9 protein-coding genes and 3 pseudogenes are annotated in these 11,749 nt (G+C 61.1%); 6 read left to right on the forward strand and 6 right to left on the reverse strand.

What is annotated here, in order from left to right; translation table 11 throughout:
* Positions 1-259 precede the first annotated feature (259 nt).
* Both BLW71_RS41945 and BLW71_RS39425 read left to right on the forward strand, forming a co-directional pair.
* A complete protein-coding gene (locus tag BLW71_RS41945; RefSeq protein WP_177205243.1) occupies positions 260-1,234 on the forward strand; it encodes a lysylphosphatidylglycerol synthase transmembrane domain-containing protein in 975 nt (324 codons plus the stop codon).
* Positions 1,235-1,516: 282 nt separating this feature from the next.
* A complete protein-coding gene (locus tag BLW71_RS39425; RefSeq protein WP_143048462.1) occupies positions 1,517-1,882 on the forward strand; it encodes a hypothetical protein in 366 nt (121 codons plus the stop codon).
* A gap of 87 nt (positions 1,883-1,969) precedes the next feature.
* Here the strand turns inward: BLW71_RS39425 and BLW71_RS39430 are convergent, their stop codons facing one another.
* The 3 genes and pseudogenes from BLW71_RS39430 to BLW71_RS42870 form a co-directional block, all read right to left on the reverse strand.
* Positions 1,970-2,503 carry an acyloxyacyl hydrolase gene (locus BLW71_RS39430; protein WP_502686874.1) on the reverse strand — a complete coding sequence of 178 codons (534 nt, stop codon included), beginning with the start codon at positions 2,501-2,503 and terminating at the stop codon, positions 1,970-1,972.
* A 78-nt stretch (positions 2,504-2,581) separates the two neighbouring features.
* Positions 2,582-2,743: pseudogene (locus BLW71_RS42685) on the reverse strand (nitric oxide dioxygenase); the annotation flags it as partial.
* Between the two features lie 323 nt (positions 2,744-3,066).
* Positions 3,067-3,531, reverse strand: a complete 465-nt coding sequence (locus BLW71_RS42870; protein WP_143048463.1) for a DUF3331 domain-containing protein — start codon at positions 3,529-3,531, stop codon at positions 3,067-3,069.
* Between the two features lie 1,049 nt (positions 3,532-4,580).
* Between BLW71_RS42870 and BLW71_RS39445 the strand changes: the two genes are divergently transcribed.
* The 3 genes from BLW71_RS39445 to BLW71_RS39455 all read left to right on the forward strand — a co-directional run bounded on the left by BLW71_RS39445 (position 4,581) and on the right by BLW71_RS39455 (position 8,494).
* Positions 4,581-5,321 (forward strand): gluconate 2-dehydrogenase subunit 3 family protein, encoded by a 741-nt coding sequence (locus BLW71_RS39445; RefSeq protein WP_091810100.1) that lies wholly within the window; start codon positions 4,581-4,583, stop codon positions 5,319-5,321.
* Between the two features lie 69 nt (positions 5,322-5,390).
* Positions 5,391-7,169 (forward strand): GMC family oxidoreductase, encoded by a 1,779-nt coding sequence (locus BLW71_RS39450; protein ID WP_091810102.1) that lies wholly within the window; start codon positions 5,391-5,393, stop codon positions 7,167-7,169.
* An 11-nt stretch (positions 7,170-7,180) separates the two neighbouring features.
* Entirely contained in the window at positions 7,181-8,494 is a 1,314-nt protein-coding gene (locus BLW71_RS39455; RefSeq protein WP_091810104.1) for a cytochrome c, read from the forward strand.
* 328 nt (positions 8,495-8,822) lie between these two features.
* On the opposite strand, the gene BLW71_RS39460 is transcribed toward BLW71_RS39455, so the two are convergent.
* The 3 genes and pseudogenes from BLW71_RS39460 to BLW71_RS39470 form a co-directional block, all read right to left on the reverse strand.
* Positions 8,823-9,683, reverse strand: a complete 861-nt coding sequence (locus BLW71_RS39460) for an efflux RND transporter periplasmic adaptor subunit (protein ID WP_091810106.1) — start codon at positions 9,681-9,683, stop codon at positions 8,823-8,825.
* Positions 9,684-9,696: 13 nt separating this feature from the next.
* Positions 9,697-9,897 carry a DUF1656 domain-containing protein gene (locus BLW71_RS39465; RefSeq protein ID WP_063496755.1) on the reverse strand — a complete coding sequence of 67 codons (201 nt, stop codon included), beginning with the start codon at positions 9,895-9,897 and terminating at the stop codon, positions 9,697-9,699.
* Positions 9,887-11,476, reverse strand: a pseudogene (locus BLW71_RS39470) (FUSC family protein); the annotation flags it as partial. The gene BLW71_RS39465 and the pseudogene BLW71_RS39470, both read right to left, overlap by 11 nt.
* On the opposite strand from BLW71_RS39470, the pseudogene BLW71_RS42690 reads away from it, so the two are divergent.
* A pseudogene (locus BLW71_RS42690) lies at positions 11,472-11,749 on the forward strand (IS110 family transposase); the annotation flags it as partial. The pseudogenes BLW71_RS39470 and BLW71_RS42690 overlap by 5 nt on opposite strands.

Raw genomic sequence — 11,749 nt, forward strand, 5'->3', positions numbered from 1 at the left:
GATGTCGCTCACTACGACTGGCATCATCACGCTGAGAAAGCTGGTACGATCGCGACCGCCGGCCGTGCTATGCAGCGTCGCATTGTCTCGCATCGCCCTCACACAGGTAATGACGCTGCTGGAACGATCCCTGTATCCGCATGCATATTCTTCCGCCTACGTCAGCGCAGAGCAACCTGCGAACACCAGGCCCCGTTGCCCCCCGGCCAGTTCTGGGGCGGCTCTTTTGAGCAGCCATCGCAAACGTAACGCAGCGACGATGCTGGCTGTGCTTGGCGTCGGACTGGCCGTGGGCGCGCCTTTCATACTGGGCTCCCACCAGTCGCTTGCCGGGCTGCGGACCGTCCCGGTGCACATGTTCCTGGTGTTGGCGGCAAGCGCCGCTGCGAGCGCGCTGGGTAAGGCTGGCAAGCAGTACCTGATGCAAGCGACGCTGGGCTTGCGTCTTTCTTTCATGCGCACGTATGGAATCGCCCTGGTGACCGACTCTGCCTTTCTCGTCTCGCCTCTGGGTGCAGCAGGCTATGGCGTCAATATCGGGTTGCTGCAGCGCGCTGGAGCCTCGTGGGCGACTGCCACGACGGTCGTCGGTGCCGACCAGGCGCTCGACCTGGCTTTCTTGACGGTGGCGGTGCCGATCGCGATTGCGTTCGCTGTCGGTCCGCTAGCTCAGGTTGTTCCGAGGGCAAACGTATCTATGGTCGTCGGGATGCTGGCAGGTGTCGCGATCCTTATAGGCACGCTATGGGCGTGCCGCCGGAAAGTCGCGAGCGCGCTGGATGCCTCATGCGGCCGCATTCAATGGCTCGGGACACAGCGAGTCCGGTGGGACAAGTTCCGCCAGAGTGTGCGCCAGCAAGCGGCGCTGCTCATGACGGGGCCTCGCCATCGGTTTGCCGGCTTGCTGGTGTTCACTACGCTGCAATGGCTGCCTCGCTATGGCGCCCTTTGGTTCGTGCTGCTCGAACTCGGCTACCTGTTGCCACCCGGATTCGTTCTGGCGGTGCAGGCTGTGGTTCTGCATGCGGCGCTTTGGACAGGGATACCGGCCGGCGGGGCCGCCGGCGACCTGGCGCTTGCGGCAGCATTTGCAAACTGGGTTCCGCAAGATGCTATGGCGACGGCTCTGGTCCTTTGGCGCTTCGCGACGCTCTATTTCCCGCTGATGCTCGGTGCTGCGGCCTTCTTTGCTCTTGCGTCGCTGCGAGCCTCGGTAAAGCCGGCTGCGGAATAAGGACCTCGGGAATCATCAGAGCATGCTGTCGCGCGTCTTTCTGATCTGTACCGGAAACGATGCGCGATCAGCATGATCGCTCCGCACTGGCGGACGGAAAGCAACTGCTGCATAACCTGCAACAGGCGGTGATCCCAGCCCGGGCGGACGAAATTTGCGCCTTACGGCGGATCTGTCGACGATGCTATCGCTGGGCGGCGCTAAAGGACTACCGACAACGCAAAGTCGACACCGTGTCTGGCACCGTCAGCGTCCGCAGCCCACGCATTGTGTCGTGCGCCTGTGAGCCGCCCTGGTATCTGGAAACAGCGTTCTGCACTGTTGCCGATCATACCGGAGCGCGCAACGCCGATCCTTGACTGGTTTCACATCCCGATGCGGGTGCGGTATCCCGAACAGATCGTCAGGGGTCTGCTGCCACGGTCCGAGGCCGAGCAGTACACGAAGAAAGCGCTGCAAACTTACGTGAATAAATTGCGCAGATGCTTCTGGCAGGCGAACGCTGCAAAAGCGGAGCAACGGATGCGACAGATCTCGCTGCTCTGTCGGATCATCGTGCCACAGACGCCGCGATACGCGCGGAGCCTTGAGCAACTCGACTATCGGCTCGGCGATTTGTCCGCTTACCGGGTGTTAGCGGCGGTGTAAAAGCGTCACTAGATGGCGGCGCAAGGTTGAGTAAAGGCGTCAACAACAGGGGGGCGGTTATGGTCCGCTGTTGTATTAGACATCTGGTCAAAAGTTGTACTGCAGATAGACCTGGCTGAAGTTAATGCCGGGATTCGGATACCGGAGACCGGCATTAGACAGATGCTGGAAACGGAAACCTGCCTGGTAGTTCTGGTGCGCGCCGAACTGCGCCCCGATACCCACCATATCCGCAAACTGGAAAGACGACGACACGGTCCGGTCTTCGGTCTCGCGCACGTGCGAAAGTATCCTCACCCCGACGCCGGCTTCGACGTATGGACGGAACCATCCCGAGCTTCTGACGAAGCGGAACACCGGTGTGAGACCAAACTCCCAGATGTCCGGATGAGCAGCATGGTCTTCCTGTATGTCCCAGTAGGCGACATGGGCCTCACCGACCACTGTGAAATGGTATCCGCCGAGTTCCCACCACGTCAGGCCAGGAGCCCAGACGACGCCAAGGTCTGCCTTTTTTACGTCGTGGTCCGCGACACCGCCTGCAAGCTGTAAGCTGAACGGAGCGGCGTGTGCGCTTGCCGATGTGATCGTTAAGGCGCCGAGGACGACGGCGTGAAGCATTCTATTTGACCGGTCTTTCATTTCTGTATAAGCCCCAGTTGTGTCGGCGGGGTTGGGTGAGTTGCCTTGAATGTGTCGTCACTCCGCGAACAGATCCGGACCAAATGCCTCATTGTGGATATTTTCCTCACTGATGCAGGGGTTATTCAGTGCGTCATGTTGTATCCGCATGAACGGAATGGGGGCGCAGATGTAGCAATCTGCTTCCGGTAGCTGGCTCTCATGGGCGATCAGATTGACGATTCCGCTGGAACCAGCAGAGCTTAACTCTACGAGCTCGCGACACCTGCGCCCAGGGCCGTCTGCATTGTCGTGCGCAAAGTTGGGCTGCGAGGGTTCAGGTGGCAGCGCACACTGCAATCTGAACCGGAGGCGCATGCCGACCCGCACCATCACGTGAGAACCTGTTGCCGATGAAAGTCCGTTCGCTTTATCGCCGATAGCCGCCGTTGCATCGCGGCTCCGTTCGTATTTTGGGGCAACGCGCCTGTCTGAATAGTGTTAGGGGACACTCCAGCAAAACTGTCGGCCTGCGATCGGGTGGGCATGAAACGGTAGACGCGTCATGTGTCATCGTCATCGACGGCGAAGGCCGGATGTGTAGGGTCATTGAGCAGCCTTCCATCCGGAGACAACGCGTCAGGAAGGATCATTTCGTCGGCATTGGCCGCACGGGGACGCGAAGATGGCATGAACACGGGTGAGCCCGTAGCGATTGCGCGCCCGCTGAGCGCGCACGTCCCGTGGTGCGGGGCTTGTCGCAGGCGCCATGTCGGCTCTGCATAACAGCATCGCCGCGGATCGCGCCATGATACGACGATGACGTCTTGAGCGACCCGGTCAAGAACAGCGACTAGATGGCTTCTGTTATGAGGCATCTCTCCGGACTGACGCTCTGTGTCGCGCGACGGTGCGATCCGGCGTACGCACTGGGGCTCCTGAGCCGATGGGTGGCGCGTTGGCGTTCCGGATAGCAGCAGGTCCACGATGCCCGACCATATTTCTCGCTGCCGTTGTCTCGTGATCATGATGTGGCGTTCTCCGTACTCTAGCGCCAGCCTGCGCACCGCATTGTCGAAGTGAGACGACCAGGCGAAGATCTTCCTCAAATGCACACGGTCACATTCATCATGCGCTCACTTGCAGAGGATTTATAGTCTTACCGTGATACATCTGTCAATCATCGATGATCAGCCTCGCCATGTTCCGCATATGCACTGCGACCGTGTTTACAACCTGTAAAAAATAATCAGACTGAAAGCCAACCGGACATTGGGACAGGCGGACCTGAGATGTTTGCTGACCACGAATCAATCGCATCCTGGCCGTTGCCTGATGACAATGCGCGCTGCATGTCAACGAACGTTGATTGCGCAACGATCCTGATGGATAAAAAAAGGCCCGCGTGGGGCCGACCATGGAACGTCTTCGAGGGCGAGGAGAATGTAAATTCCCATGCCCGCTTTCGCGGAAAAGTGGCGGAATAGATATGAGAATATAGCTGTACGTGAGTAATCAGGAATCCGTATATTGTTAGATGAAAAAACGGTGCCCGCGCAACGCCTTCGGCCATAGATTCATAAAAAATTCTTGTGCAATCCGGAAACCGTGCCCTATGATGAATCGCAGACGAACTGTCCTCACTAACCAGATGGCGACTATACCTGACCGGGGTGCGCTGAGGACTCTGACAAAACCGTACGTTAGCCGCACTGTACAACTAATGAAATAAACGGCTTATGGCTTGCTCGATACGATATCAAGGGTGCGATTCCTGTATAGGCGTTCATCCTTTTCCAGGGCGGCTTTACGGGCCGCTGGCGTACGAAAAAACCGAATCCTGAGTGCAGCCCTGAAAGGGACGTTTCGGCATAATCTATTCCAGTCCGAGGCGAGTCTTCTTCGCGGACCGTTTGCGGTACAGTGCGGGTGTTTAACGAACGGTTAGAGATGAGTGAATCGTTAGATCATATGGATACCTAAGCACAGAGACCAAAAAGCATTTCTGTGTGGGCATCTTCGAGGCGGTTAAGCATGCTCGCGGTGCCGCCAGCTTTCGAGTCAACAGGAAACTTTAATGTCCACAGAAAAACCGCCAACCCAGCGACCGCCAACCCAGCGGCGAGCTTTCTTGCGCAAGACGCTGGCAATCGTGCCTGCAGTCTCGCTAACGAGCGGCGCCGCGACGATGGCGATGTCGAATCAGGGGCACGCAGCCGATGCGCCGAAGCAGGAAGTACCTTACGAACCGCGTTACTTTCATCCGGCCGAATGGGCGTTCATCAACGCGGCGGTCGATCGTCTGATTCCGTCAAACGATGACGGCCCCGGCGCAGTGGAGCTGGGCGTGCCCGAATTCATCGACCGCCAGATGGAGGCGCCCTACGGCCGAGGTGCGTTCTGGTACATGCGCGGTCCTTTCAAAACGGACGGCGAGCCGACGCTCGGCTACCAGTTGCGCCTGACGCCGAGAGAACTCTACCGTGCCGCGATTACGGCGGTCGACGGCTGGTGCCGCAAGACGCATGGCAAAACGTTCGCCGCCCTCGACGCGCCGACACGCGACGCGGTGCTTCGTCAGCTCGAGGCCGGCAAAGCAGAACTGGAGACGGTCCCTGCGGCCATCTTTTTCACAACGCTACTCGCGAACACCAAGGAAGGTTACTTTGCCGATCCCATTTATGGCGGTAACAGGCACATGGGTAGCTGGAAGATGATCGGCTTTCCCGGTGCTCGCGCCGACTTCATGGACTGGGTCGACCAGCCCGGCAAGACCTATCCACTCGGTCCCGTTTCCATCTCCGGCGAAAAAGCGTAAGCCGCTGTGGGCGGGCACAAGTGCCCAGGCGAACGTGCCAGCAGACCACGTAGCATCCGAAGGAATTACATGGCTATCAAGAAGAAGCCCGTCGATGCCGTCATCATCGGCTTCGGTTGGACCGGGGCAATCATGGGCATGGAACTCACCGACGCGGGGCTCGATGTCGTCGCGCTCGAGCGCGGTCCTAACCGTGACACGTCACCCGACTTCACCTATCCGAAGATCGTCGACGAACTCGCTTATGGGATTCGCGGCGAGCTGTTCCAGCGCCTCGCCGACAATACCGTGACAGTGCGTCACAAGGTCGGCGATACCGCGTTGCCGTACCGGCAATATGCGTCGTTCCTGCTCGGCGACGGCGTCGGGGGCGCGGGCGTGCACTGGAACGGCCAGCACTACCGGCCATCGCCCGAAGACCTCATGCTGCGCACCCACATGGAGTCGCGCTATGGCCGCAATTTCCTGCCGAAGGACATGACGATCCAGGATTACGGCGTCACGTACGACGAGCTGGAACCGTTCCTCGATCAGTTCGAACGTGTGTGCGGCACATCGGGCAAAGCCGGCAACCTGAACGGCGTGATCGTGCCCGGGGGTAATCCGTTCGAGGGCCGCCGTACGCGCGAATATCCGAACCCGGCTGTCGCCGATACCTATCCGGCGACCCTGTTCGCAAAGGCGGCCAAGGAAGTCGGCTACCATCCGTTTCCGCAACCCTCCGCAAACTCGTCGCGTCCTTATACCAACCCTCACGGCGTACGTCTTGGCCCGTGCAACCTGTGTGGATTTTGCGAACGTTTCGGCTGCTTCCTTTATTCAAAAGCCGCGCCGCAGACGACTATCCTGCCGGTGCTGATGAAGCGCAAGAACTTCGAACTGCGCACGCGCAGCGAAGTCCTGAAGATCAATCTCGATTCCACCGGCAAGCGCGCGACGGGCGTCACCTATATCGATGCGCAGGGCCAGGAAGTCGAGCAGCCAGCCAAATTGGTGATCGTCGCGGCATTCCAGTTTCACAACGTGCGGCTGATGCTGCTGTCCGGTATCGGCAAACCGTATGACCCGGTGTCCGGCGAAGGCACGATCGGCAAGAACTTCGCCTACCAGATGATGAGTTCGATGTCGGTTTTCTTCGATAAAAACGTACCGACCAATCCCTTCATCGGCGCCGGCTCCGGCGGCTCGCAAATCGTCGATGAGTTCAACTCTGATCACTTCGACCACGGGCCGCATGGTTTCGTGGGTGGGGGGTACATCATCGGCGGCCAGACCGGCGGCCGGCCGATCCAGCAACTCTCGGTACCGCCAGGCACGCCGGCATGGGGCGCGCAGTGGAAGAGGGCAGCCAAAGACAGCTACCTGCACACGACGAACGTGGTGACGCACGGTTCCGTGATGTCGTACCGCGATCGTTATCTCGACCTCGACCCGACCTATCGCGATTCGTACGGACTGCCACTACTGCGCATGACTTTCGACTGGCACGACAACGAATACAAGATGACGCGTTTCTTGACCGACCGCGCACTCGAAATCGTCAAGGCAATGAACCCGAAGACACATTCGCTGCTGATACGCCAGCCGGGCGACCACTACGACGTGCGTCAATACCAGACGACGCATACCACGGGCGGCGTCATTATGGGCACCAACCCGAAGACAAGCGCGGTCAACCGCTATCTGCAGAACTGGGACGTGCACAACGTCTTTGTCATGGGTTCTTCGGCGTTCCCGCAGAACATCGGCTACAACCCCACGGGGCTGGTAGGCGCGCTCGCCTACTGGTCCGCGAAGGCGATCCGCGAAAAGTATCTGACCAACCCTGGACCGCTGGTGTCAGCATAGGCCTGGAAATCATGAAGAGAACTGTACTGAAGTGGGGCGCTGCATTGGCGCTCGGCGCTTTTGCGCAGGTGATGAGTGCCGCCGCAGTGGCAGACGATGCAACACAGCAACTCGTGCGGCGGGGCGAATATCTCGCGCGGGTCGGCGATTGCGTCGCATGCCACACCGCGACTGGCGGCAAGCCGTTTGCAGGCGGTTTGCCGATCCAGTCGCCCATCGGCACGATTTATTCGACCAACATCACGCCCGACACCGCGAAGGGTATCGGCACGTATACTTACGACGACTTCGAGCGTGCCGTGCGCCACGGCATTTCGAAACAGGGGTACACGCTCTACCCGGCAATGCCGTATCCGTCCTATGCACGCGTGCATGACGACGACATGCACGCGCTCTACGCGTATTTCATGCACGGCGTCGCACCCGTGTCGCAGCCGAACCGCGCCGAAGGCATCAATTGGCCGATGTCGATGCGCTGGCCCCTCACCTTGTGGCGGTGGGCTTTCGCACCAAAGGTCGAGGCGAGCAGCCCACCGCCGGGCACCGCCCCGGTGATTGCGCGCGGTGCGTATCTGGTGGAAGGTCTTGCACACTGCAGCGCATGCCACACGCCGCGCGGATTTGGCATGCAGGAGCTTGCACTGACCGGCCAACAAGGACCGTCGTTTTTGTCGGGAGGTGGCCTGATCGATAGCTGGATCGCCACCAACCTGCGCGGTGACCCGGCGACCGGCCTCGGGCAGTGGAGCGAGACCGATCTGACGACGTTCCTCAAATCGGGGGCGAACGACCGCACTGCTGCCTTTGGCGGAATGACCGACGTCGTCCAGCACAGCACCCAATACATGACGGATGAGGACCGCACGGCGATCGCGCGATACCTCAAGTCGTTGCCGGGTACGAAGGGCGAGGCTCCTCCACACTATGACGCGAAGGTCAGCACCGCGTTGCACTCAGGCGATGTGACGCGGCCCGGCGCCGATACGTACCTCAACAGCTGTGCTGCGTGCCACCGGTCGGACGGCAAGGGCTATGCATCGGTATTCCCGACGCTTGCGCTTAATCCTGTGGTAAACGACAGCGATGCGACGTCGCTGATCCACATCGTGCTCGCCGGTAGCAGCACCCCGGTCACGAAAGCGGCGCCCGCCCAGTTCGCGATGCCGCCGTATGGCTGGCGCTTGTCGGACACCGAAGTGGCGAACGTCTTGACGCTCTTGCGCTCGAGCTGGGGCAATCACGCGTCGCCGGTGACCGTGGCACAGGTCGCCAAGGTGCGTGCCATCATACCGGCCGCAAGCCTCGGCGCCGCGCCACAGCGCTGACGCGCGAGGCATAGAGGGGATTCCGGATCCATGCCGTGTATGCGGCGCGGATCCGGGAACCGGACGGTCGGTGTCCTGTCGGCATCGGCGAGCCTGCTACGCCGAAGGCGCAGCCCGTGCGTGCTGTACGTGTCGCGTTTTATCGGGGGATCAAGGGATTAGGGCGACGAGACAAGCTGCGCTGCGCAGCTTCCGCCGCTTGGTCTTGTTACTGAGGTGCCAGACGTTCGCCGTTGGCGCGTTAAACCAGACTGTTTTGATATGACGCCAGCGAAAGCTCCAATCATCAGCCGCTCGAAGAGAGCGACAGCCTTCACTGCTAGCGAGTTCAGTTCGCGGCGATGACGACAGTACAGGTGATCCCGGCCGCCAGCACGATATCATCTGGCACGGAATCAATCTTCACCCGCACCGGTACGCGCTGTGCTAGCCTGACCCAGTTGAAAGTTGGATTCACATCAGCGAGCAGTTCGCGGCTTTCCGGATTGTCGCGATCGTAGATGCCTCGCGAGATGCTCTCGACGTGGCCCTGCAACGTGCCGCCGCTCATCAGCCGGACCTCAGCCTTATCGCCGATGCGAACATGCGGCAGCTTGGTTTCCTCGAAGTACCCATAGACCCAGAATGAGTGGTTGTCGACAATCGCCAGCTTGGCGGATCCAGCGGTCGCATAATCGCCGCGGAACACGCTGAGATTCGTAACATACCCATCGACCGGTGACACCACCCGCGTGCGCTCCAGGTTCAGTTTGGCTGCATCGAGCGCGGCCAGTGCCTGCTGGTACGAAGCCTCGGCGGCGGACGCCGTATGCGTCGCATTCTCGCGGTTTTCCTTCGACACGACCAGCGCGTCCATATCGGCGCGCCGTTGTGCGTCGTCGCGCTTCATCTGCAACTCGGCCTTGCGGGCGGCCACGGCGGCCTGCGCCTGTTCGACCGCGATCTGATAGTGCGACGGATCGATCTGCATCAGCAGATCGCCCTTCTTCACCAGCTGGTTGTCCTTCACCGGCAGATCGACAACCGCGCCAGAAACATCTGGCGCCACATTGACGATCTCGGCGCGCACGCGCCCGTCGCGGGTCCACGGTTCATCCATGTAATGAACCCACAACACGCGCCCAATCAAAATCGCGACGATAAAAATAATGGCTGTCGCGACGAAGCCCACAAGATTTCGGATGGTCATGTTTCGACTCTGATCAACGATAAACGGCGAGACCCAGCACGCCGCACACACACACGAGCAAGCTGGCCCGGAACAAGGACGGATGCCACACCACGCGATACAGGCCCGTATAGGCGATCACGCGGTCCAACACCCAGGTCAGCGCGGCGCCCGCAATGAACAGCAGCACAATGGCCGGCACGTAGGCGTCGAAAACGGCGATATCACGTGGCATGACGAACTCCTTCTGACGCGTCGGCACGTCCGCTCATCAGCGGTTCAAGCGGCGATTGCGGATCGAGCAGCGCGGTACGAATGAAATGCAGTTGACTCAAAATGCGTTGCAGCCGATGCCGCTCTTCACGCGGCGGCGTGAAGGTGGCGAGCATCTGCTGAACCGTGGCGATGGCATCGGTGGTCGCGGCCAGCGCGCGGTCGAAACGGTCTTCACGCGGCCGTTCGAATAGCGTGGCCAGCGCGTCGCGCATCGAACGCAACGCGACGCGCCACGGCATCGACTTCGCATGGCGCGCGTCGGCGGGCAGCGCCGCGACCTCGCGGCGCAGGTCGATCACCGCGTTGCCGACTTCGAGCACCGAGAAGAGCCAGCGCAAGGTGTCGCGTTTGAGCTCGGGCTCGTTCTGCGCGAGCGCATTGATCTGGAACATCAGATCGCGCGCGCCGCTCTCGAAGCGCGACCGCACCCGGCGCATGCCCGCGCGGCTCGCCAGCACGACCTGGCGGCGCAGATCGACCAGCAGGCGGTTGCGCAGCCACGGCGTCGAAGGCGGCAGCAACACCGCGAACGCGATCGACGACACCAGCATCGACAGCACGAGCGCCAGCGCGTCGTTCATGAAGGCGCTCGGGTCGTAGTGAATCACGTTGTCCGGGCCGGCCAGGAAACAGAAGAAGATGCAATAGCCGACGCCGTAGCCGGCCAGCGCGGGCCGAGTCGTCATGAACACGCCGAGCAGCAGGAACGGCGTGAGCGCGGCGCACAGCAGCGGAAAGCCGTCGATGTGCGGATACACGCCGTACACCGCGATCATGCCCATCACCGCAGCGGCCAGCGTGCCGCCGGCCATCTGGAAGGCCGTGCGCTTCGGATTCGGCGACGACGACGCCAGCGCACAGACCGTTGCGGCGACCAGCGTCAAGGTCGAGCCGCTCGGCCACGCGGTCGCGATCCAGAACGCGCTGAGCACCATCATCACGATGGCCGCCCGCACGCCGGCGACGCCCGCCGCGATCGCGTTCGTCTTCGGTTCGTAACGCTCGATCCAGCGCTCGCGCTCGTGCGTATCGACGGCAAGCGACGCGTACGTGGCCGCATACGCATGCAGATCGTCGATGAAGCGGTACAGCAGTTCGGCGCCGGTGTCGAAGTCGAGCAGCGGCGCCTCGGGATGCGCTTCCAGTTGCGCCCGTGTCGCGCGCATGCGTTTGGGCAACTCGGCTTTGTAGGCCTCGAGTTGCGCGGCGGCGTGCGCGGCGTCGGCGGCGCTCAGCACGGGTTCGCCGGACTTCGCGAGCAGCGGGGCGATTTCCTTGAAGTACGGTTCGAGCGCGTCGATCGCGGTGGCCGCGCCGCTCGTGTTCGTGTTGCGCAAGCGGTTCATCAACTGATGCAGCGCGTGAAAGCGCGTCGACGCGGTCATGAACTCGCTGTTCAGACGCGCGAGACGGCCGCCGCGCATGCGCGAATCGGGGCCTTCGAACACGGCCACGCTGCGCGCGGCCTCGAAACCGACGATGTCGGCGACAAAGCGCGCATTGGTCGCTTCGATCCGCGCGCGGTCGTTGCGGCCGGCCGCGATCCAGGAGTTACGTGATCTGACACGCACACGCAAACAGCTGACGCGCGAGATCGCCCAGCATTGTCTGCGTGTCCAGAAGGTGCTCGAGGATGCCAATCTCAAACTGGGCAGTGACCTTTCTGACGTACTTGGCGGCAGCGGGCGTGCAATCCTGAAGGCCATCATCTCGGGTGAGGACGATCCGGTGCTGCTCGCGGCACTGGCGCAAGGTCACGCGCGCAAGAAGACGAGTGAACTACGCGAGGCATTGCGCGGGCGCATAACTTC

Source organism: Burkholderia sp. WP9, assembly GCF_900104795.1.
In the GTDB taxonomy this organism is placed as follows: domain Bacteria; phylum Pseudomonadota; class Gammaproteobacteria; order Burkholderiales; family Burkholderiaceae; genus Paraburkholderia.